At 67.4% G+C, this 20,214-nt stretch carries 20 protein-coding genes and 1 pseudogene; 5 read left to right on the top strand and 16 right to left on the bottom strand.

Annotated elements, in window-relative coordinates; translation table 11 throughout:
- From BLQ39_RS14730 to BLQ39_RS14710, 6 genes are all read right to left on the bottom strand, one after another.
- Positions 1-262, bottom strand: a 262-nt coding sequence (locus BLQ39_RS14730; protein WP_143006487.1) for a transposase, incomplete at its 3' end; no start/stop codon positions are given.
- Positions 263-385: 123 nt separating this feature from the next.
- Positions 386-1,228 carry an alpha/beta fold hydrolase gene (locus BLQ39_RS14725; RefSeq protein WP_092325136.1) on the bottom strand — a complete coding sequence of 281 codons (843 nt, stop codon included), beginning with the start codon at positions 1,226-1,228 and terminating at the stop codon, positions 386-388.
- Positions 1,229-1,252: 24 nt separating this feature from the next.
- On the bottom strand, positions 1,253-1,531 hold the full coding sequence (locus BLQ39_RS16205) for a hypothetical protein (RefSeq protein WP_241987011.1): 279 nt from the start codon (positions 1,529-1,531) through the stop codon (positions 1,253-1,255).
- Positions 1,477-2,853: a DUF7800 domain-containing protein gene (locus BLQ39_RS14720; protein WP_241987012.1), complete on the bottom strand. Its 1,377-nt coding sequence runs from the start codon at positions 2,851-2,853 to the stop codon at positions 1,477-1,479. The genes BLQ39_RS16205 and BLQ39_RS14720 overlap by 55 nt, the downstream gene beginning before the upstream one ends.
- A gap of 32 nt (positions 2,854-2,885) precedes the next feature.
- Positions 2,886-3,395 carry a nitroreductase family deazaflavin-dependent oxidoreductase gene (locus tag BLQ39_RS14715; RefSeq protein WP_092325134.1) on the bottom strand — a complete coding sequence of 170 codons (510 nt, stop codon included), beginning with the start codon at positions 3,393-3,395 and terminating at the stop codon, positions 2,886-2,888.
- A 72-nt stretch (positions 3,396-3,467) separates the two neighbouring features.
- Positions 3,468-3,842 carry a cupin domain-containing protein gene (locus tag BLQ39_RS14710; RefSeq protein WP_092325132.1) on the bottom strand — a complete coding sequence of 125 codons (375 nt, stop codon included), beginning with the start codon at positions 3,840-3,842 and terminating at the stop codon, positions 3,468-3,470.
- 213 nt (positions 3,843-4,055) lie between these two features.
- On the opposite strand from BLQ39_RS14710, the gene BLQ39_RS14705 reads away from it, so the two are divergent.
- Positions 4,056-4,466 (top strand): VOC family protein, encoded by a 411-nt coding sequence (locus BLQ39_RS14705; RefSeq protein WP_092325130.1) that lies wholly within the window; start codon positions 4,056-4,058, stop codon positions 4,464-4,466.
- A 48-nt stretch (positions 4,467-4,514) separates the two neighbouring features.
- On the opposite strand, the gene BLQ39_RS14700 is transcribed toward BLQ39_RS14705, so the two are convergent.
- The 4 genes and pseudogenes from BLQ39_RS14700 to BLQ39_RS14685 all read right to left on the bottom strand — a co-directional run bounded on the left by BLQ39_RS14700 (position 4,515) and on the right by BLQ39_RS14685 (position 8,551).
- Positions 4,515-5,816 (bottom strand): ABC transporter permease, encoded by a 1,302-nt coding sequence (locus BLQ39_RS14700; protein ID WP_092325128.1) that lies wholly within the window; start codon positions 5,814-5,816, stop codon positions 4,515-4,517.
- Positions 5,813-6,517 (bottom strand): annotated as a pseudogene (locus BLQ39_RS14695) (ABC transporter ATP-binding protein). Before BLQ39_RS14695 ends, BLQ39_RS14700 begins: the two are co-directional and overlap by 4 nt.
- Entirely contained in the window at positions 6,514-7,497 is a 984-nt protein-coding gene (locus BLQ39_RS14690; RefSeq protein ID WP_092325126.1) for an NAD(P)-dependent alcohol dehydrogenase, read from the bottom strand. Before BLQ39_RS14690 ends, BLQ39_RS14695 begins: the two are co-directional and overlap by 4 nt.
- A 61-nt stretch (positions 7,498-7,558) precedes the next feature.
- Positions 7,559-8,551 carry an oxidoreductase gene (locus tag BLQ39_RS14685; protein WP_241987013.1) on the bottom strand — a complete coding sequence of 331 codons (993 nt, stop codon included), beginning with the start codon at positions 8,549-8,551 and terminating at the stop codon, positions 7,559-7,561.
- Positions 8,552-8,665: 114 nt separating this feature from the next.
- Between BLQ39_RS14685 and BLQ39_RS14680 the strand changes: the two genes are divergently transcribed.
- Entirely contained in the window at positions 8,666-9,349 is a 684-nt protein-coding gene (locus tag BLQ39_RS14680; RefSeq protein ID WP_198417124.1) for a TetR/AcrR family transcriptional regulator, read from the top strand.
- Between the two features lie 42 nt (positions 9,350-9,391).
- Here the strand turns inward: BLQ39_RS14680 and BLQ39_RS14675 are convergent, their stop codons facing one another.
- The 3 genes from BLQ39_RS14675 to BLQ39_RS14665 all read right to left on the bottom strand — a co-directional run bounded on the left by BLQ39_RS14675 (position 9,392) and on the right by BLQ39_RS14665 (position 13,065).
- Positions 9,392-11,080: a long-chain-fatty-acid--CoA ligase gene (locus tag BLQ39_RS14675; protein ID WP_092325125.1), complete on the bottom strand. Its 1,689-nt coding sequence runs from the start codon at positions 11,078-11,080 to the stop codon at positions 9,392-9,394.
- Between the two features lie 63 nt (positions 11,081-11,143).
- On the bottom strand, positions 11,144-12,514 hold the full coding sequence (locus BLQ39_RS14670) for an NAD-dependent succinate-semialdehyde dehydrogenase (RefSeq protein ID WP_092325123.1): 1,371 nt from the start codon (positions 12,512-12,514) through the stop codon (positions 11,144-11,146).
- A 230-nt stretch (positions 12,515-12,744) separates the two neighbouring features.
- The gene (locus tag BLQ39_RS14665; protein WP_092325121.1) at positions 12,745-13,065 is read right to left on the bottom strand and encodes a hypothetical protein; all 321 of its coding nucleotides are present in this window, start codon (positions 13,063-13,065) and stop codon (positions 12,745-12,747) included.
- Positions 13,066-13,335: 270 nt separating this feature from the next.
- Between BLQ39_RS14665 and BLQ39_RS14660 the strand changes: the two genes are divergently transcribed.
- On the top strand, positions 13,336-14,016 hold the full coding sequence (locus BLQ39_RS14660) for a hypothetical protein (protein ID WP_092325119.1): 681 nt from the start codon (positions 13,336-13,338) through the stop codon (positions 14,014-14,016).
- A gap of 57 nt (positions 14,017-14,073) precedes the next feature.
- Positions 14,074-15,879, top strand: coding sequence for a DEAD/DEAH box helicase (locus BLQ39_RS14655; protein WP_092325117.1), 1,806 nt, complete (start codon positions 14,074-14,076; stop codon positions 15,877-15,879).
- A gap of 229 nt (positions 15,880-16,108) precedes the next feature.
- Here the strand turns inward: BLQ39_RS14655 and BLQ39_RS14650 are convergent, their stop codons facing one another.
- On the bottom strand, positions 16,109-17,308 hold the full coding sequence (locus BLQ39_RS14650) for an MFS transporter (protein WP_092325140.1): 1,200 nt from the start codon (positions 17,306-17,308) through the stop codon (positions 16,109-16,111).
- 198 nt (positions 17,309-17,506) lie between these two features.
- Here BLQ39_RS14650 and BLQ39_RS14645 point away from each other — a divergent pair, with 198 nt between their 5' ends.
- Positions 17,507-18,196, top strand: coding sequence for an ArsR/SmtB family transcription factor (locus tag BLQ39_RS14645; RefSeq protein WP_092325115.1), 690 nt, complete (start codon positions 17,507-17,509; stop codon positions 18,194-18,196).
- A gap of 31 nt (positions 18,197-18,227) precedes the next feature.
- On the opposite strand, the gene BLQ39_RS14640 is transcribed toward BLQ39_RS14645, so the two are convergent.
- Both BLQ39_RS14640 and BLQ39_RS14635 read right to left on the bottom strand, forming a co-directional pair.
- Positions 18,228-19,727, bottom strand: coding sequence for a CoA-acylating methylmalonate-semialdehyde dehydrogenase (locus BLQ39_RS14640; RefSeq protein ID WP_422386381.1), 1,500 nt, complete (start codon positions 19,725-19,727; stop codon positions 18,228-18,230).
- Positions 19,728-19,819: 92 nt separating this feature from the next.
- Positions 19,820-20,214: aminotransferase class III-fold pyridoxal phosphate-dependent enzyme (locus BLQ39_RS14635; RefSeq protein ID WP_135109433.1), on the bottom strand; the 395-nt coding region annotated here is incomplete at its 5' end.

Genomic DNA, 20,214 nt, shown 5'->3' with positions numbered 1-20,214 from the left:
CGGCTTCGGCCAGCAAGCGGGAGTGGATCTTGTCCCAGGTCCCGTCGCCGCTGAACCGGCGATGCCGTTTCCAGACCGTCTGCCACGGACCGAAATTCTCCGGCAGATCCCGCCACGGAATTCCCGCCCGGAACCGGTAAATGATGCCCTCCACGATCGAGCGATGATCCCGGAACGGTCGCCCCGCACTGCCATCCGAGCTCGGCATCAACGATTCGATCCGAGCCCACTGGTGATCGGTCAGGAGAGCAGTACGCGACATTCCTCCACCCTCCCAAACGAATCACGATTCGATTAGGAGACACGCCCTAGCCGAGCACCGCCTCCCGGCCGTGTCATTCCGCGGCCCCAAAGTGCCGCGTTGGTCGCGAGGACTGGCCGGCGGCTACCGGGCCAGGAAGGCCAGCAGCAGGCTGTTTACCTCGTCCGCGTGGGTCCACAGCATCCCGTGCGGGGCTCCGGCGATCTCCGCGTACTCGGCGTCCGGGAGGGCCGCGTGGAACGGGCGCCCCGTGGAGTCGATGGGCAGGATTCGGTCGCTGTCGCCGTGCGCGATGAGGGTGGGCAGGGTCACTTCGCGGATCTTCGCGAGGTCGGGACGGAAGTCCTCGTACCAGGTGGGCACAACGGCGTAGGCGGCGATGGCCGCACTTGTCGCAGCAACGCTCCAGCTGCCGCGGACGGCTTCCTCACTGATCCGGCTGCCGAGGTTCTCGTCGAGGTTGTAGAAGTTCTGGAAGAAGTCCGTGAACCAGGCGTAGCGGTCGCCCTTCGCCGCGGCGGCGATGCCGTCGAAGACCTCCTGCGGCACACCGGACGGGTTGTCATCGGTAAGGAGCAGGAACGGCTCCAGCGAGGCGAGGAAGGCGAGCTTCGCGACGCGTTCCGCGCCGTAGGTGCTCACATAGCGGGCCAGCTCCCCCGTGCCCATGGAGAACCCCACGAGCACGACGTCACGGAGGTCGAGCGTCGTCAACAGGGTGTTCAGGTCGGCCGCGAAGGTGTCGTAGTCATAGCCGACGGTGGGCTGGCTGGACGCGCCGAATCCACGCCGATCGTAGGTGATCACCCGGTACCCCGCCTCGAGGAGCGCCCTCGACTGCCTCTCCCAGGAATGGCCGTCCAGCGGGTAGCCGTGGATGAGCACGACCGCCTGGCCGGTGCCGTGGTCCTCGTAGTAGAGCTCGATCTCGGTGCTGTTTTCCTGCCCAACGGTGATGAATGCCATCTGGAGCTTCCTTCTCTTCTTGGGTCACGCGGAGCCTCGGCGCCGAGGCCTCACGGTGAGCGCGGCGAGTTCTTCCACCCGCGGATGCAGCTGGTCACCGTCGTGCACGACGCCGGACACCCACCACACTTTCAGACCTTCGGGAGTGTCGGCAAGGGTCGCCAGGCAGTTTTCGAACCAGGGCCCCTTCATTCCCGCCCAGTGGAACGGCGGATCGGCGACCCCGGCCAAGCGGGCCAGCAAGGCGCTCAGCCGGGTTGCGATCCCATAGGAGAGCACGGCGGAGAAGGATCGCATGGCCACGGGCAGCGGGTTGCGGATCGGCGAGCACACGGCCTGGATGATGCGGCTTCCCGACGCCCTCTGCACCTCGGCAACGTAGGAGTAGTGCACGTCCCCGGAGAGGAAGGTGACGGTCTCCGGGGCGCGGCCTCGTTTGCCGTCGGCGACTTCCTCGGCCATCGCCGCCACCCGGCGGAAGCTCTTCTGGAAGGCCCCCAGTGCTCGAGGTCCAGCGCCTGGCGGAGCCGTTCGCCGACGCCCGCGACAACCCTCCCCCAGGCGCCCTCGGAAATCGCCTCGTTCCAGGACTCCATGTGGTGCAGCCCGGTCGGGAGCAGGAACGGCAGGGAGGTCCCGATCAGGAGGTGGCGGAATCCACCCCGCATCCGGCTGTCCGGCCAGGCAGTCTCCTCCTCATCGAGCAAGGCTCGCCGCTCCGGCGCGAGCTCGCGCGCCGCCCGGGAATCGACGACGATCAGGCGAACGTCACCGAAGTCCCGGCAGAAGCTCCAGCGGTAGCTGGTCGGCTCCCGGTCGCATCGCTCGGCGAACTCGTCGAGCACGGAACTCAGGTCCAGCTCGGCCTCGCCCTCATGCGCCGCGATCCGCCGCCAGATCGCATCGTCGGCTCGCTGCCGGGGCGAGAGGTTGCCGAGGTGCTGGTAAACCCAGTACGAGGCCAGGCCGGCCACGATCCGTCCGTGCCACCAAAATGTCTCCTCCATGGCGCGCTTCCAACTGAGCGAGGCGTTCCAGTCGTCGCGCACATCGTGGTCATCGAAGATCATCGCGGTGGGCACGGTGCTGAGGAGCCACCGGTTCGCCTCGTCCGACCAGGCCAGGTTGTAGAGGTGCGCGTATTCCTCGTAGGTCAGGTCGGCGTGCACCTGGTCGCCGAGGAAGAGCACCAGATCCGGCCAGGATAGCGAGCTGTCGTTCGAGGCCATCTGCAGCGCATACGCCCTCAGGGCATCGACGCCGTGCTTGCGGTTGCCGCCCTCGTCATGCGGCACGCTGGTGCGGCAGGACCCGAAGGACATCCGCAGCGGCCGGCCCTCTCTCAGGGTGGCAATGACGGATGCCGGAAACACCGTGCCGGCCGCGGGCCAGGCATCCGCCCCCGCCACCTGCACCGTGTAGGGCGTGACGGTGCCCGGTGCCAGGCCGTTGACCTCGACCAGGGCGTAGTGGTGCCCGTGCACGGCGAACGTGCGCGCCGCCCAGGACCGGTTCCCCGCGTTGACGACGACCGTTGCCGACTCCCGCGTCTCGCACCAGATGCTCGCGGACACGTCGTCGACGTACCGCAGCATGGGCCCGAGCACCAACGGCGACGTCGTCATGAGGTAGTTTTACCGCTCAAACACGGCTCTGGCTATGCCTTGCCTGTGCCCGGGCGCTCCCGCACCGGCCGGAGCAGGAACAGGCGCACGACCCGGCCCGACTCCCGCTCGTAGTCTCGGTAGCCCGGCCACTGCCGCTCGATCCGGCGCCACGTCTCGTCCCGATCGGCGTCGTCGATCAGCGTGGCCCGCACTGGCAGGAGCCGGCCGCGCACGCTGATGGCCGCATCCGGGTGCGCCAGCAGATTGTAGGTCCACGCCGGATGTCGCCCCCTGGCAAAGCTCGTCCCCGCCACGATCGCGCGCCCGTGCCCGTCGGGGGTGTACATGAGCACCGTGTCGCGCGCGAGACCGGTCTTCGCGCCGGTCGAGTGGAGTACCAGCGACGGCACGAGCATTCCGCTGAGTTGCACCCGGCCCCGGCTCAGGCGCTTCAGCAGCCGTTCGATCGGGGGCATCGCTCGCGGCGCCACCAGGCGGAAAAGCCGCGTGTGGGTGAGCGGCGCAATGGCCGACCGGACGACGTGGAGTACGAAGGGCATGCGCCCATTCTGACCCCGCCCGTACAAAGCGCCCGGATGCCGCGGCCGCGGCATCCGGGCGAGCGGTCCCGGCTACCGGGCCGGGACTCCGTACTGCGCGGCGCTGGCGAACTCGATCCCGACGAACGCCTCATCGCCCACGACATGGGCGTCATGGCCCGGCGGGATCAAGTAAGAGTCACCGGCCTTGATGGTGGCTCGGGTGCCGTCATCCAGCACCGTTTCAAGGGTTCCCGCGACGCAGTAGCCGATATGCAGGAGCCGGCAGGAATCGGTGTGCACGACCGGCTTGATGCACTCCGACCAGGCCCACCCGGGCTCCATCGTCATCCGGCCGATCGTGTACTCACCGAGATGGTTGAGGTCCAGGTTGGTCTTCTCCGGCGCGCGACGCTCGTCGGGAGCATCGAAGGACTTGACCTGCAACGCGGACATCGTGTCTGACATGACTTCCTCTTTTGACTCTGGAAGGGCCGATTGGCAGGAGCTCCGGGCACGCGGCCCACCGGGCGTGGACGGCCTGAAATCTTCAGAATAATCCTCCCAAAGAGGGCGCGGTAGGGCCAGGCGCCGTCGGGAGCGCACCCTAGACGGCTCCGGCCGAGGGTGCAAGTCTCGACAACGTTCCCCTATCGATACACCCTCTGGAAGGACACAGCTATGTTCACCACATCCGAGGCCTTCAGCTCGTTCTCGGTGGACAACATCGATGAGGCGAGGCGTTTCTACGGCGACACCCTCGGCCTCGAGGTGCGGGACGGGATGATGGGCAACCTCGACGTTCGACTCGGAATCGGCGGCCGGGTGTTCATCTACGCGAAACCCGACCACGTGCCGGCGAGCTTCACCGTGCTGAACTTCGTGACCGACGACGTCGAGAAGACCGTCGACGAGCTCAACGCACGAGGCGTCACGACGAAGATCTACGGCGACGACGAGCTCCCCGACATGCCGCCCAACGACGCGAAGGGCATCATGCGCGACGAGGACGACGGCGCCGCAATCGCCTGGTTCAGGGATCCCGCCGCCAACGTGCTCGCCGTGGTCGCGGCCACGGTGCCCGAGGAGTAGTCCCTGTGAGCCCCGGACCGACCTGCACAGCGACTCAGAGCGACTGAGTTACTCGTACCTCAGCGCGTCGATCGGGTTCTGGCGGGCTGCCCGCCGTGCCGGGATGGTTCCGGCGAGGAAGGCGATCAACATCACCAGGAGGATGATCACTCCGACCGGTCCCGGCGCGAACTGGAGCACCACGAGCCCCTCGAGGTCGGCCAGCACGGTGCCGGCGAGGATGCCGTTGGCGAGGGCACCGACACCGATTGCGGCGACCGCCCCGATGACGCTGCCGAGGAACCCGATGAAGACCGCTTCGGTGCTGAACAGGGCGTAGATGCGCCCGCCATTCATGCCCATGGCCTTCATCAGGCCGATCTCGCGGGTTCGCTCCTGCACGCTCATCAGCAGCGTGTTGATGATCCCGAACCCGGCGGCGATCAGCGCGATGATGGCGAAGGCGTTGAGCACGCCGATGATCCCGCTGATCACGGTCTGGATCAGCCCGATCTGGTCGGCCACGGTCAGGGCCGCGTAGCCCTGGTCCGCGAGCTCGGCCTTGATCGCGTCGATCTGCTCTCCGCTGGCGGCGGGATCGAAATGCGCGGTCGCGAGCAACGAGCCCACGCCGGCGTTGGTCGGCTTGCCGATGTTCTGCGCCTCGTAGAGTTCATCCGTGAGGGCCAGGTTGAGGCCGGCCCCGGCCGCAAGGAGCGACTCGTTCTGAACGCCCGCCACGGTGGCACTCACCTCATGCATCTCGCCGAGGTAGTCGGCGATGCCGATGGTGACGGTCTGACCGACGGCGGCTTCCGCGTCCGCGAAGCCGAGGGTGTCGAGGTACGAGGTGACGAGGAGGATTTCGCCGTCGCCACCATCGCGCTGAAGCTGGGAACCGGCGGCCAGGTCGGGGGTGGTCAGGAACGCGTTCGCGTTGACGGCAAGTTCGAACTTGCCGTTGTCGGCGTACTCGACGTACTGCGGTGTCACCTGGAGCACCGCGCTGACGTCGAGGATCCCGTCCGCGCGCTCGATGGTCGCGAGGTCGTCGGCGCTGAGAACGCGGTTGGCGAACTCCGACCCGTCACCCTCGAATCCGGCGCCGGCCAGGGCCTGGTCGGGATCGTAGGCCGCCGGCCCCGCATCCGTGGGTGTCGCGTCGTCGGCTGCCTTCGTGATCGAGAGCACGTCCTTCGCGCCCACCGCGGCGACCTGGCTGTCGATGTATCCGGAGATGCCCGTTCCAATGGCACTCGTGATGGTGAGGGTGAAGGCTCCGATGAAGATCGCGACCACGGTGAGGGTCATCCGGAGTTTGCTGCGCAGGCTGTTGCCGATCGCGGTTCCGATGATGTCGATGATGTTCACGCTGCAGCTCCCTGATTGTCGAGGGAGCGAACTTCGCGCCCGTCGCGGATGAACATCTGCCGGTCGCATCGCGCGGCGAGTTCTGTGTCGTGGGTCACGATCACGAGGGTGATGCCGTGCTCCTTGTTGAGGGTGAAGAGCATGTCTTCGACGAGGCGACCGGTCGCCGAGTCGAGGTTGCCGGTTGGCTCGTCGGCAAAGATCACCTTCGGGTTGTTGACCAGCGCGCGGGCGATGACCACGCGCTGCTTCTGCCCGCCGGAGAGGTCGATCGCCTTGTTCCTGGCCTTGTCGTCGAGTTCCAGCTGCGCAAGGACCGCAATACCGCGGGCCTTGCGTTCCCGGGCGCCGACTCCGGCGATCTTCAGCGGCAGCACGACGTTCTCGAGCACCGACGCGTTCGGGTTGAGGAAGAACTGCTGGAACACGAAGCCGAAATCCTCATTGCGCAGCCGGTTCACCTACCTGACGTTCAACTTCGTGGCATCCGTTCCCCCGACCATCAGCGCGCCTTCGTCGGGCCGGTCGAGCAGTGCCAGGAGATGCATCAGCGTCGACTTGCCCGAACCGCTCTTCCCCACGATGGCGAGTGACTCCCCCGCCGTGATTTCCACCGAGACCCCGTCGAGCGCGTCGAAACGCGAGGCGCCGCGCCCATAGGACTTGCGGATGCCTCGGGCGGCGAGCACAGGACCGGTCATTTGCCCTGCTCCTTGACGGAGATGACGACCTTGCCGTGCGCGTGTTCCTCGGCGAAGTAGCGGATGGCTTCGGCCGTTTCGCTGAGCGGATAAGTCCTGTCGATGGCGGGCGTGACGGCGCCGGCTTCGATGAGGCCCCGGAGCAGTTCGAGATTCTCCTTGTTTGGAGTTCCCACAAACGGACGCATCGTCTGACCCACCAATGGCGAGAGGAGCAGCGCCCTGATGATGCGGCCCATGGGGCCGAAGACCCGCCCGCCGGTGCCGCTGGACAGTACGAGAGTGCCGGTGTCCGTCAGTGCGCGCCGGCATCCACCCAGCGAGTGATTCCCGATCAAGTCGAATATGAGGTCGTAGCGCTGCCCGCTCTGTGTGAAGTCCTCCCGCGTGTAGTCGACCACGTGATCCGCGCCGAGCGACCGCACCAGTTCTGCGTTGCGTGCGCTGCACACGCCGGTCACCTCTGCGCCGAGCGCCTTCGCGATCTGGATCGCGAAGGTGCCGACGCCGCCCGAGGCGCCGGTGATCAGTACCTTCTGCCCCGGCTTCAGCTTTCCGGCGTCGCGGAGGCCCTGGAGGGCGGTGTTCGCCGACAGGGGCACCGCGGCGGCCTGCTCGAACGAGAGGTTTGCCGGCTTACGCGACAACAGGTGCGCCGGGACGCGGGCGTATTCGGCAAAGCTTCCGGTCTCGACCTGGGCGTACACCTCGTCGCCCGGTTGAAAATCCGTCACGCTCTTGCCGACCGCCTCGACGTGCCCCGAGACATCCGCGCCTCGAACAATCACTTTCGGTTTGCGGACGCCAAATGTCAGTCGGCCGACGAGGGGCAGGCCCGTGGTCATGACCCAGTCGGCGTGGTTGACGGCGGCGGCGCGGACGCGAATGAGCACCTCATCGTCCTTGATTGCCGGCCTGTCGACGTCCTCGAGCCGCAGAACATCGGCCGAGCCGTAGGCGTGCTGAACGATTGCCTTCATCGTTGTCGCCTGTGCTCGTTCAGTGCGGACGAGTGTGGGGTTCGTTGTCTCAGTCATTGCCTTATGCCTTTCCGTTGGATGTGCTGGATGTGCTGGATGTGCTGGATGTGCTGGATGTGCTGGGAATGTTCATCTGCGACTGCTGAAGCGGGTATCGGACATCGGTCAGTTCTTCGGATGCCGCCCACAGCCGGGCTGCGGCGACACGGTCGGAGGCCGCGCTCGAACGGCCGACGAGCCGGGGTGGTCCCACCATTTCGCGCCGCCCGCCCGGCCCGGCGTAGCTTCCGCCGGGGATCGGCTCGGTCGCGGCGAACAGGGTCGGGGCGGCCCCGCTCACGGCGTCCTGGGCGAACAGGCGAACCGCGAGCCGCGCCACGACGTTGAGCACCGGGTTCTGGGAGCTCGACCCCAGGTTCGTCGCCGCCATGCCGGGGTGAGCCGCAGTCGCGATGACGCCCGACCCGGACGCCGCCAGGCGCCGCTGCAACTCCAGGGTGAAGAGCAGGTTCGCGAGCTTCGACTGCCCGTAGGCGGCCGCCCCGCCGCCATAACGGCGGGCGCTCCAGTTGAGGTCGTCGAAGTCGATCCGGCCCGAGCGGTGGACGCTGCTCGCGACCGTCACAACGCGACCGGTGATGTGCGGCAGGAGCAGGTTCGTCAGGGCGAAGTGCCCGAGGTGGTTGGTGCCGAACTGCAGTTCAAAGCCGTCGGCGGTGTGCCCGAACGGCGGCACCAGGATGCCGGCGTTGTTGACGAGAATGTGGATGTCGCCGATCCAGCCGGCCGCGAACGCCCGCACCGACGCGAGGTCGGCCAGATCGAGTCGGCGCACCTCCGTTGACCCGGCGATCCCGGACCCGGCGATCGTGGCAGCTGCGGCGTCTCCCCTCGCCTGGTCGCGAACGGCCAGGACCACGTGGGCGCCATGGGCGGCGAAGGCGCGTGCGGCTTCGAGGCCAATACCGCTGTTGGCGCCGGTGACGATGATGGTCTTGCCGGCCAGGTCGGGCATCTGTGACGCGTCCCAGTCGGCGGTGAGCGGAGTGTGCACGATTTGTCCTTTCCAGGATCAGTACCATACAGTGTAAGGCTGTTGATGAGAACGTACCATACGATGTAAGGGGCGTCTAGGCCCAGAAGAAATGGCACGAAAATCGGAGGCACGGTGGCTGCAGCAACGTCCAATACGACATCCCGGGAACCCGTGACCAGGGACCGCGCGGTGCAGGTGGCCGTGGCGCTCGCGGACGCGGACGGGATCGAGTCGCTCAGCATGCGCAAGCTGGCCCGAGAGCTCGGGGTCGAGGCGATGTCGCTCTACTACCACGTGAAGAGCAAGGACGACATCCTCGACGGAATGATCGAGAACGTCCTCAGCGAAATGACGCTGCCCGCCGCCGACGCGGAGTGGAAGGCGGCGATGCGCGAACGCGCGGAATCCGTGCGGAGCGTTCTCGGACGGCACCCGTGGGCCATCAGCATGGTCGACTCCCGAACCACGCAGACCACGATGCTGCACCTCGACGCCGTCATCGGATGCCTCCGTCACGCCGGTTTCTCCATGGCAATGGCCGCCCACGCGATGTCCCTCATCGACAGCTACGTGCACGGGTTCGCGCTTCAGGAGGCGTCCCTGCCGATGGACGAGTCCGGTGACATCGGCGCGACCACCGAGGACATCCTCGCCCGGCAGGGCATGATGGCAGCGTTCCCTCATCTCGCCGAGATGGGGGTCACCCTCATCCTGCAGCCGGGCTACGCCTACGGCAACGAGTTCACGTTCGGGCTCCGCGTCATCCTCGACGGCCTGGAGGCCGCTCGATCAGCGGAGGACGCCGGCCGGGCTTGAGGGTCGAGACTGAGGGCCGGACTTGAGGGTCGGACAGCGGCTTCAGAGTCCCGGCAGAACCTGCTCGCGCACCTTCTTGCGCAGGATCTTGCCGAGCATCGAGCGCGGCATCTCCTGCACCCGCACGATCCGTCGCGGAATCTTGTAGGCCGCGAGGTGGTCGCGGCAGTGCGCCCGCAGGCCTTCCTCGTCGAGCTCCGATCCCGGCCGGAGTTCGACCGCGGCGACGACCAGCTCCCCGCCCCGCTCGAGCGCCTTACCGAAAACGGCGGCATCGGCCACCGACGGGTGCAGCCGCAGGACGGCCTCGACTTCGGATGGCGAGACGTTGAATCCGCCCGTGATGACGAGCTCCTTGGCTCGGTCCACGATCGTCGTGAACCCGTCCTCGTCCACGGTCACGATGTCCCCGGTTCGCAGCCAGCCATCCAGCAGGAGGGCCTTCGCGGTTTCTTCGGGGTTGTTCCAGTAACCCTGGAAGACCTGCGGGCCCTTCAGCAGCAACTCCCCCGGCTGGCCCTGCGGCACCTCGATGGTGGGGTCGTCCAGGTCGACGACCTTCATCCGGGTCGACGGGAACGGCACGCCGATCGTGCCGGTGCGCCTGGTCGGGTGGAACGGGTTGCCCAGGGCCACCGGGGAAGACTCGGTCATCCCGTAGCCCTCCACCAGTAGTCCGCCGGACACCGACTCCCACAGCTCCACGACGTGGTCGGGCAGGTTCATCGCGCCCGAGATGCAGAACCGGCACGACCGCAGCGAGATCCCCTTCTCCTTCGCGGCGATCGCGGTGCGCTCGTAGATCGGCGGGACGGCGCAATAGACGGTCGCCGGCGACTTCTTCATGGCGTCGAGCACCAGGTCCGGGTCGAACTTGGGGAAGAGCACGAGCAGGGCCTGCTTGCGGATGCCGTAGGTGAGGTAGAGCGTCATACCGAAGGCGTGGAACATCGGCAGGATCGCGTAGAACACCTCCTTGCGGTACTCGGCCCCCTGCATCCACGCCTCGCCCTGCAGTGCGTTGGAGTAGAGGTTGAAGTGGGTGAGCATGGCGCCCTTGGGGTTGCCCGTGGTGCCGGAGGTGTACTGGATGGCCGCCAGGTCGCCCACCGACGGGCGGGGATGCTCGGGGTCGATTCGACCGTGGCCGAGCAGCTGCTTCCAGGGGATGGTTCCCGGCGCGGGGCCGGTCAGGGCCTCCCGCGACTCGCGCAGGCTCTTCACCGGCAGGTGCAGCGCGAGGCGCTTGACCGTGGGGAACGCCTCGAGGAGGTTGACCGAGACGACGTGGTCGATCTCGATGTCGGCCGGGAAGGACTTGACTTGCGCCGCGGATTTGTCCCAGGCGATCACGACGCGGGCCTGGTGGTCCTCGAACTGGTGGCGCAGCTCCCGGGAGGTGTACAGCGGATTGTGCTCCACCACCACGGCGCCCAGGCGCAGCACCGCGTAGAAGGCGACGACGTGCTGGGGACAGTTCGGCAGGATGATGGCGACCCGGTCGCCCGCCCGCACCCCGAGGTGGCGCAGGCCCTCGGCGGCCCGGTCGATCTCGTCGCCGAGCTGCGTGTAGGTCGTGCGCCGCCCGAAGAACTCCATGGCCGGCCGGTCACCGGCCTCGGCCACGGAGCGCTCGAGCATCGCTACGAGCGACTCCGTGGGCAGGTCGATCTCGGCCGGGACTCCCGGCTGGTAGTTCTTCAGCCAGGGCTGCTGGTCGGTGTTCGGCATGGTCCCATCATCCCGCGAACGCCCCCGCCGCGTCGCCCGCGTGGCCGGGCGCGCGGCATCCTGCTACTTGAGAATGCGAATGAGCTTCTTGTTGGCGAACTCCGCGATGCCGAAGCGTCCCAGCTCGCGGCCGAATCCGGACCGTTTCACTCCACCGAAGGGAAGCTCCGCGCCGTCGAGGAGCGAGCCGTTGATGAAGACCATCCCCGCCTCGATCTGGTCGGCGACGCGCAGGGCCTGCTCCGGGTCGGTGGTGAAGAGGTAGGAACCCAGCCCGTACGGGATGTCGTTGGCCACCTGCACCGCCTCGGCCTCGTTCTGCACGCGGTAGATCGCGGCGACCGGGCCGAAGAACTCCTCCCGGTAGGCGTCGCTCTGCGGGGAGACGCCGGTGAGGACCGTCGGCGAGAAGAAGGCGCCCTTGCGGCTCCCCCGCGCGGCAACGGTCGCGCCCTGGGCCTCCGCGCGCTGAAGCTGCTCCTCGAGGTTCTCGGCGGCCCCGACCGAGGAGAGCGGCCCCAGCGTGGTCTCCGGCGACGTGGGGTCTGCGGGGACGTTGCCGGTGATCTTCGCCGTGAAGCTCTCCAGGAAGGCCTCGTACAGGCCGTCGATCACGATGAAGCGCTTGGCGGCGTTGCAGGACTGGCCGGAGTTGTCCAGGCGAGCGTCAACGGCCGCGTCGACGGCTTCCTCGAGGTTGTCCGTGCTGAGCAGAATGAACGGGTCGGATCCGCCCAGTTCGAGCACGACCTTCTTGAGGTTGCGGCCGGCGACCTCCGCGACGGCGGCGCCGGCCCCCTCCGAACCGGTCAGCGAAACGCCGCAGACCCGGGGGTCCGGGATGATGATGTCGGCGATCTGGGCGTTGGATGCGTAGAGGTTGCGGTACGCGCCGGCGGGGAAACCGGCATCCGCAAAGATCTGCTCGATGGCGGCGGCGGACTCGGGGCACTGCGAGGCGTGCTTGAGCAGGATCGTGTTGCCGAGAACCAGGTTCGGGCCGGCGAAACGGGCGACCTGGTAGTAGGGGAAGTTCCACGGCATGATCCCGAGGAGCACACCGAGCGATGCATTGCGGATGAACGCGGAGCCCTCGCCGCCGAGCAGCTCGATCGGTTCATCGGCGAGGAAAGCCTCGCCGTGGGTGGCGTAGTACGAGTAGATGTCCGCCGCGAAATCAACCTCGCCGAAGGCCTGCTCGAGCGGCTTGCCCATCTCGCGCACGATGAGTTCGGCCAGGTGCTCGCGCCGCTCGGTGTGCAGGTCCGCGACTCGCTGCATGAGGGCTGCCCGTTCGGCAACCGACGTGCCGCGGAGCTCACTGTGAGTACGATCCGCAGCCCCAATGGCGTCGGTCACCTCATCATCTGTTGTCAGGGGAAAGCTCGATCCCTTGACGCCGGTTGCGGGGTTCGTGACGACATATTTGCTCATGATCGCTCCTGTAGGTGTCTTCGTTAACGCCAACCGAGAGCGGACAACCACTCTCGCGTGGTTACAGTCTGCCGCAGTATCGGCGGATCGATGCTGCTCGACTCGATATCCGGCGGATGTTTTCCGTTCCGATTAAGCCGCCCGGGGGATGAAATCGTCAGTTGCAGCCATCTTTCAGGGGCGAAAGGGTCAGCGCAGGAGAGGTCGAGGCGGGCCGCGCACCGCTTCGCTCAGGCTGCTGGTGCGACGTCCCAGAAGAACTGGTCGTCGCTGTCCCGGCCGGTGATGGTCAGGCCGTTGTCCTGGGCGTACTCCTCGACGGTGCTGTCCAACTCGTCCACGATGCGATCGAACAGGATGTCGTATTCGTCCGAGTCGAAGGTGAACTCCTCCGCGCGAATGACGTCGCTGGCCGGCAGCCGCGCGACCTCCGTGTACTGGTCCTGCTCGTCGATCGTGCTGATCACGGCGACGCTGTCCCAGGTGAGGAAGTCCCCGTCGTCCGTTTCGGTGACGCCCGTGAAGTAGGCGTTGATTCGCTTGAGAGCCATTCTGACCTCCCTTGGCCCGGATGCCGGCACCTGGTTTGTGCCGATGGTATGCCTATCCGCAGTTTGTGCCATACCCCCAGGGGCTTTTTTGGGGGGCCCAATCGGGTTCCCCTCCCACTGACCACGCGGACCGGTCCGGCGTAAAATCCGGTGTATGGCCAATCGCGTAGCGCGGCTCGCCTCGGCCGCTGGCGCGGGCGAGTTGATCGTCGGTGTGGCCGCGCCCGAGGCGGCGGGATATGGATGCGTTCGTCACGAGACGGAGGGCTGATGCGCTCACTGCTCCTGACCACCCTGCTCCCCACCACCCTGGCCCTTCCGCTCCTGTTCCTGGCCGGCTGCGCCACGCAGCCGTCGACCACGTTCAGGTCGGCGGAGCCCACGGCCGCAACCGAGCGCGTGGTGATTCGGCCCGTGACCCCGGTCGGCCTGCCGGCCCCGGGCTTCAGCGTCACCGAGGACACGTCCGTCACCGTCGACTGCGGCGCCACCTCGTTGAACCCGCGGCCGTCCCCGGTCGCCGTCGACGACGACATCCTGGCCTGCGTACCGTCGAGCGCCTACGCCGTCGCCTGCTGGCCGGATCCGTCCCCGTCGTCCGTTGTCTGTTACGGCGACCCGTGGGAGAAGAGCCTCGTCCGGATGCCGACCGTCGGCAGCGTTCCCGCGGTATCCGCGCCGCCGCAGGCGCAAGCGCTGGGCCTGCTCCTGAGCGATGGCGATCGCTGCCGAATCCGCAGCGGAGGCGTCTGGAACGACCTGGCCCGGCACCCCGGCTGGTACGGGACGTACTCGTGCGAGGGAGGCGAGGCAATCTGGGCCGAGAGCGCCGACGGCGTCGATCGAGCCTCACCGCGGTGGACCGTCGAGGTCGCACCGATATCGGGCGCCGGGCCGCTCCGCACCCGCGGAGTTGTCACCGCCTATTTCGTCGGAACACAGCACGGTTGAGCGGGAGCATCCGGCCCCACGCACCGTTCGCACACTTCTAACGAGTACCGTTAGAGTATGACGTCTCCTGACCCAACCGCGCCCGAGGCAAACACTGCCCGCGAAACGATAACCTTCTCCGACCTCGGGCTCAGTGATGCGATGCTCAAGGCGCTCAAGGACGTCGGCTACGAGACCCCGTCGGCCATCCAGGCCGCAACGATTCCTCCTCTCCTCTCCGGCCGCGACGTGGTCGGCCTCGCCCAGACCGGCACGGGAAAGACGGCCGCTTTCGCGTTGCCGATCCTGTCGCGCCTCGACGTGTCGCAGAAGAGCCCCCAGGCGCTGGTCCTCGCGCCCACCCGTGAGCTCGCCCTGCAGGTCTGTGAGGCATTCGAGAAGTACGCGGCGCACATGCGCGGCGTGCACGTGCTGCCCGTCTACGGCGGCCAGGGTTACGGCACGCAGCTCTCCGCCCTGCGCCGTGGTGTCCACATCGTCGTCGGCACGCCCGGCCGCATCATGGACCACCTCGAAAAGGGCACCCTCGACCTCTCGCAGCTCAAGTACCTGGTGCTCGACGAGGCCGACGAGATGCTCAAGATGGGCTTCGCCGAGGACGTCGAGACCATCCTCAAGGACACTCCGGAAGACAAGCAAGTCGCGCTGTTCTCGGCCACCATGCCCGCGCAGATCCGACGGATCTCGAAACAGTACCTGAACGACCCCGAAGAGATCACGGTCAAAAACAAGACCACGACCTCCGTGAACACGACCCAGCGCTACCTGATGGTGTCCTACCCGCAGAAGGTCGACGCTCTCACCCGCATCCTCGAGGTGGAGAACTTCGAGGGCATGATCGTGTTCACCCGCACCAAGAACGAGACGGAGACGCTCGCCGAGAAGCTGCGCGCCCGCGGCTACTCGGCGATGGCGATCAACGGCGACGTGCCCCAGGTGCAGCGTGAGCGCACCGTCAACCAGCTCAAGTCGGGCAAGCTCGACATCCTGGTCGCCACGGATGTCGCGGCCCGCGGCCTCGACGTCGAGCGGATCAGCCACGTCGTCAACTACGACATCCCCATCGACACCGAGTCCTACGTGCACCGCATCGGCCGCACCGGCCGGGCGGGCCGCAGCGGCGCCGCGATCAGCTTCGTCACGCCGCGCGAGCGCCACCTGCTCAACGCCATCGAGCGGGCGACCCGCCAGCCGCTGACGCAGATGCAGCTGCCGAGCTTCGAAGATGTGAACGTCACCCGACTGGCCCGCTTCGACGATGCGATCACCGAGGCCCTCAGCCAGGCCGATCGGATCGCGACGTTCCGCGACATCATCGGGCACTACGTCGAGCACCACGACGTGCCCGAGGCCGATGTTGCCGCCGCCCTCGCGGTTGTCGCGCAGGGCGAGACGCCGCTGCTGCTCTCCCCCGAGGACGCCCGAGCGCAGCGTCACGAGCGAGTCGACCGCGACCGCGGTGACCGCCCGGATCGCGCCGAGCGTCCGGAGCGCGGCGACAGAGGTGGCCGTGACGACCGCGGAGACCGCGTCCTGCGGAGTGAGCGTCCGGTTCGTTCGACCGGCAAGCCGATGGCGTCGTACCGGATCGAGGTCGGTAAGCGGCACAAGGTGGAGCCCCGGCAGATTGTCGGCGCGATCGCCAACGAAGGCGGACTGAGTCGGGAAGACTTCGGCCACATCCAGATCAACCCGGAGTACTCGATCGTGGAACTCCCCGCTGACCTCCGCGGCGATGTTCTGAGCAAGCTGGAAAACACCCGCATCAGCGGCAAGCTCATCGAGATCCGTCCCGACCGCGGCGGTGCACCCCGCCGCGACGACCGCGGCGACCGGCCGGACCGGAAGTCCTACCGCGACTAGGTTTCACCGGCACAGCAAGAAATCGCTCCTGAGCAGTCTCAGGAGCGATTTCTTTTAGTTATTGGTGACGGCCTCGAGCACGATCTGACCAGCGCACAATCCGCCGCGGCGACCATGACCGCGACGCCGGGTTCCGACGATGCAGAACAGGATGACCGAGACCGAGAGCGGGAAGATCCTGATCCCCCTCTCCAGGGCGTCGAGGCCGGTTGAGCGCCCACCCGGCGGTTCAGACGCGAGCGCGAATGTGGTCGTTGCCCCGCATCCGCACGGCCACGACGAGTCCGGATGCCGCGGTCAGGGCCGCGACCACGGCGACAGCGGCCGGAATGCCGAAGGCGTCCGCGATCAGTCCGGACAGCAGCGCCCCGACCGCGAAGCCGCCGTCACGCCACAGACGGTAGGCGCCCACCGAGCGGGCCCGCCATTCGGGGTGGGCGACGTCGCCGATCGCGGCGAGAAGCGTCGGGTAGACCATGGCGGTGCCCGCCCCGAGCAGCACGGCGGCTGCCAGCCAGATCCCGAAACTGTCCCCGACGGCGACCATGCCCAGGGCGACCGCCTGCACGATCATTCCGCCGACGATCAACCACTTGCGGCCGATCCGGTCGGAGAGGCCTCCGGTGATCAGCTGTCCGGCTCCCCAGACCGCCGGGTAGACGGCGGCCAGGATGCCGATGCGCTCGAGGCTGAGCCCGGCTGAGGCGAACAGGATGGGGAAGAGCCCCCAGGCCAGGCCGTCGTTGAGGTTGTTGACCATCCCGGCCTGGCTGATCGACGATAGGGAGCGGTCCCGGAAGCTCGTGAGGGTGAAGACCTGCCGGTCGCTGAGGGAGCCGGCGTGGGCGTGCACGGACACGTGGTTGGCCGCCTCGGTCTTCGCGTGGTGGTGCGTTTCGCGCACGAAGAGCACGGAGAGCCCGAGGCCCAGGGCGATGAAGGCGGCCCCGAGCAGGAACGGGCCGGGGCGCAGCCCGTACTCCGCGGCGATGTATCCGGTAGCCAGGGCCGTGGCCGCGACACCGAGGTAGCCGGCCGCCTCGTTGAAACCCATGGCCAGGCCGCGCTGCTTCGGGCCGACGAGGTCCATTTTCATCATCACGGTCGTCGACCAGGTCAGTCCCTGGCTGATGCCGAGGATCACGTTGGCCGCGACTATCCAGCCCCAGGTCGGGCCGAGGATCAGAATCAGCGGCACAGGAATGGCGATCAGCCAGCCGGCGATCAGCACGGGCTTTCGGCCGTAGCGGTCGGAGAGGGTGCCGGCGAAGTAGTTAGTGCCGGCCTTGGCCAGGCCGAAGGCCAGGATGTAGGTCAGCGCGCCCGTGTACCGGTCGAGGTGGAAGACCTCGTCTGCCAGCAGCGGCAGCACAGTGCGCTCCTGGCCGAGGGTACCGCCGACCAGCGCATTGACGGCGACGAGCAGCATGAACTGGGCGAAGTTCTGCCGTAGACCCAGCTTGATCACGCGGCCCTCCTGGCGATGGTGGGGACAAGACGCAGCGTTGCCATGGTGCACGCACTCCTCAGGTCGCACGACCCCGCTATTCGGCGGGAACACTCAATATTCCATAAAACCATGGATTACTAGTAGATACTAGTATGAAGGGAACCGGGAGGAACACACATGGGCGATCGGGAGAAGAAGTCGGCGCTGTTCGAGCAGTTTGCCCGCGTCGGCAAGGCGCTGGGCAGCGGGAAGCGCCTGGAGCTGATCGACCTTCTCGCCCAGGGCGAACGCACCGTGGAGTCGCTGGCGACGGCGGCCGGCCTGGGGCTGAGCACGGCATCCGCCCACCTGCAGGCCCTCAAGCAAGCCGGCCTGGTGTCCACCCGCCGGGAGGGCACCCGGATTCACTACCAACTTGCCGGAGACGATGTCGCCAGGCTGTACAGCCTGATGCGCACCGTCGCCCGGAACCACCTTGCCGAGGTGGAGCAGAAGCGCATCGCGTACCTCGGGCAGGGCGAATTCGACGCGGACGACGGCGACGCGCCCCAGGAGATCACGCGTGAGGACCTCCTCGCCCGCGCACAGGCGGGGACGGTCACCGTGCTGGACGTCAGGCCGCGGCAGGAATTCCGGGCCGCACACATCCCCGGCGCCCTCTCCATTCCGCTTGAGGAACTCAGTGCCAGACTCGGCGAGTTGCCGCTGGGCCGCGACATCGTCGCCTACTGCCGCGGCGCGTACTGCGTGCTCGCCTACGAGGCCGTCACCCTGCTGCGCCAGGACGGCCGCCCCGCAGCGCGCTTGCACGAGGGCATGCTGGAATGGCGCCTGGCCAACCTGCCGGTGTCCTCCGACGCTGCGTGACTCCTGCCTGCCGGACTCCTGCCGCGGTCCGCTAGTCGTTCTGGGGGAAGCCCAGGTTGATGCCGCCGTGGCTCGGGTCGAGCCAGCGGCTGGTCACGGCCTTCTCCCGGGTGTAAAAAGCGACCCCGGCAGGGCCATAGGCCTTCGCGTCACCGAAGAGCGAGTTCTTCCAGCCACCGAAGGAGTGGTACGCCACCGGCACCGGGATCGGCACGTTGATGCCCACCATCCCGGCCTGCACCTCGTTCTGGAAACGGCGGGCCGCCCCGCCGTCGTTGGTGAAGATCGCCGTGCCGTTGCCGTACTGGCTGCTGTTGATCAGGTCGAGGCCCTCGGTGTACGTGGCGACGCGGACCACCGAGAGCACCGGGCCGAAGATCTCATCCTGGTACACGGCCGAGTCGGTACCGACCTTGTCGAACAGGGTCGGGCCGAGCCAGAAACCGGATGCGTCCCCATCGACCTCGATGCCGCGACCGTCGACGACGACCTCGGCCCCGTCCGCGGCCGCAACGTCGATGTACGAGGCGACCTTGTCGCGGTGCACCTTCGTGATCAGCGGGCCCATGTCGCAGCCGCGCATGCCGTCGCCGACCTTGAGGCCCTTCATCCGCTCGGTGATCTTCGCGATCAGCTCGTCCGCGACGGGCTCGACGGCCACGATCACGCTGATCGCCATGCACCGCTCACCGGCCGAGCCGAACCCGGCGTTGACCGCCGCGTCCGCGGCGAGGTCCAGGTCCGCGTCCGGCAGCACCAGCATGTGGTTCTTCGCCCCGCCGAGGGCCTGCACCCGCTTGCCGTGGAGCGCCGCGGTCTCGTAGATGTACTTCGCGATCGGGGTCGACCCGACGAACGAAATCGCCTGCACGGCGGGGTTCACCAGCAGAGCGTCGACGGCCTCCTTGTCGCCGTGCACGACGTTCAAAACACCGTCGGGCAGGCCCGCCTCGGTGAACAGGGCGGCCATCCAGTTCGACGCCGACGGGTCCTTCTCGCTGGGCTTGAGCACGACCGTGTTCCCGGCCGCGATCGCGATCGGGAAGTACCACAGCGGCACCATCGCCGGGAAATTGAACGGGCTGATGATGCCCACCACACCGAGGGCCTGCTTGAGCGTGTACACGTCAACACCCGTCGACACGTTCTCCGAGTAGTCGCCCTTCATCAGGTGCGGCATCCCGAGCGCGAACTCGACAACCTCCAGGCCCCTCGTGATCTCGCCGAGCGCATCCGCGCTCACCTTGCCGTGCTCGGCGGTGAGGATGTCGGCCAGCTCGCCCTTCCGGGCGTTGAGCAGCTCACGGAAATTGAACATGATGCTCTGGCGCTTGGCCTGCGAGGTGTCACGCCAGGCCGGGAAAGCGGCCAGGGCCGACGCAATCGCGACGTCGACGTCGGCCGTGCTGGCCAGGCTCACGTTTTTGGCGACCTGGCCCGTGGCCGGGTTGAACACCGGCGCGGTGCGGGTCGAGGTGCCGGCGGCGGCGGCCCCGTCGATCCAGTGGCTGATTGTGGGAATAGCGTTCATTGTCATCTGTCGATTCTGTCGGTGTTGTGGTTTGCGGGTGTCGCGGTGATCGAGCTTGTCGAGATCAGGGTCTCGACAAGCTCGACCACCGATCAGTTGAGCAGGTCGAGGCCGAGCACCTCGTCGTAGACGGCCAGGGCCTCGGCGACCTCGTCATCGGTCACCACGCAAGGCGGCACGACGTGGATGCGGTTGTCCGCGAGGAACGGCAGCAGGCCCCGGCCGAGCAGCTCCGCCTTGATCCGCCCCATCACCGCGCCGTTGAGCGGCTCCCGGGTCTCCCGGTCGGCGACGAGTTCGAGCGCCCAGAACACACCCTCACCGCGCACCTCACCGATGACCGGGTGCTTCGCCTGCAACTCGGCAAGCCCCGGCGCCAGCACATCGCGGCCGATCCGGGCCGCGTTCTCCACGATGCCCTCGTCCTCCATCGCGTCGAGCGCGGCCACGATGGACGCCATCGCCAGCGGGTGACCGCTGTAGGTCA

This window comes from Cryobacterium psychrotolerans (genome assembly GCF_900101115.1).
Taxonomy (GTDB): Bacteria; Actinomycetota; Actinomycetes; order Actinomycetales; family Microbacteriaceae; genus Cryobacterium; species Cryobacterium psychrotolerans.
The sequence above is the reverse complement of the archived record's forward strand: the minus strand, read 5'-3'. Positions and strand labels throughout refer to the sequence as shown.